The organism is Apibacter sp. (genome assembly GCF_025291155.1).
Taxonomy (GTDB): domain Bacteria; phylum Bacteroidota; class Bacteroidia; order Flavobacteriales; family Weeksellaceae; genus Apibacter.
The window spans coordinates 1-1,007 of the sequence record NZ_JAMBJZ010000157.1; the positions used below are offsets into that span (position 1 = coordinate 1).

At 31.6% G+C, this 1,007-nt stretch carries 1 protein-coding gene; it reads left to right on the top strand.

The window, feature by feature from the left end:
* Window positions 1-1,007: DNA gyrase subunit A (locus M3Z80_RS09680; RefSeq protein ID WP_293919409.1), on the top strand; the 1,007-nt coding region annotated here is incomplete at both ends.

A 1,007-nucleotide genomic window follows, 5' to 3' on the forward strand; every position in this document is an offset into this window, starting at 1 on the left:
GGATTAATTGATGTTGCTAATTATAATGATGGAGAAAGAGGAGGCAATGTTAGAGCCAGGGCAAGAATATCAAATCCAGAAAAAGGACTGCTTCTCATCAATGAAATACCTTATGGTACCAATACCGGATCCCTTATAGATAGCATTCTTAAAGCAAATGAGAAGGGAAAAATAAAAATAAAAAAGGTTGAAGATAATACCGCTTCCGAAGTTGAAATATTAATTCACTTACCCAACGATGTTTCCCCGGATAAAATGATTGATGCTTTATATGCGTTCACAGATTGTGAAATTTCAATTTCACCAAATGCTTGTGTGATTAATGTAGATAGACCTGAATTCTTGACTGTTTCGGAAATATTAAAAAGAAACACTGATAATACTGTAAACCTGCTTAAACAAGAACTAGATATTGAGCTCACTGAACTTCAAGAACAATGGCATTTTGCTTCCTTGGAAAAAATATTCATTGAGAACAGAATCTATCATAAAATTGAAGAACTTGACAAATGGGAAGAGGTAATTTCAACTATTGATAAAGAGCTTAAACCTTTTACAACTCATTTAATAAGAAAAGTTACTGAGGAAGATATTAATAAGTTAACGGAAATCAGGATAAAAAGAATTACTCGTTTTGATTTAGATAAAGCTGAAGAAAACCTTTTGGCTTTGGAAGGTAAAATAAAAGAAGTACAACATCATTTAGACAACCTAATACAATATGCCATTGATTACTTCACCAATATAAAGAAGAAATACGGCAAAAACAAAGAAAGAAAAACTGAAATACGCACTTTTGATACGATCGATGCAGCTAAAGTAGCAGTAGCTAATATTAAATTTTACGTTAATCGTGAAGAAGGCTTTATTGGTTATTCCCTTAAAAAAGATGAATATCTTTTTGATTGCTCAGATATTGACGACATAATTGTTTTTCGAAAGGATGGTGTTATGCTAGTTACTAAAGCAGATGCAAAGACATTTGTAGGCAAAAATATTATTCATGT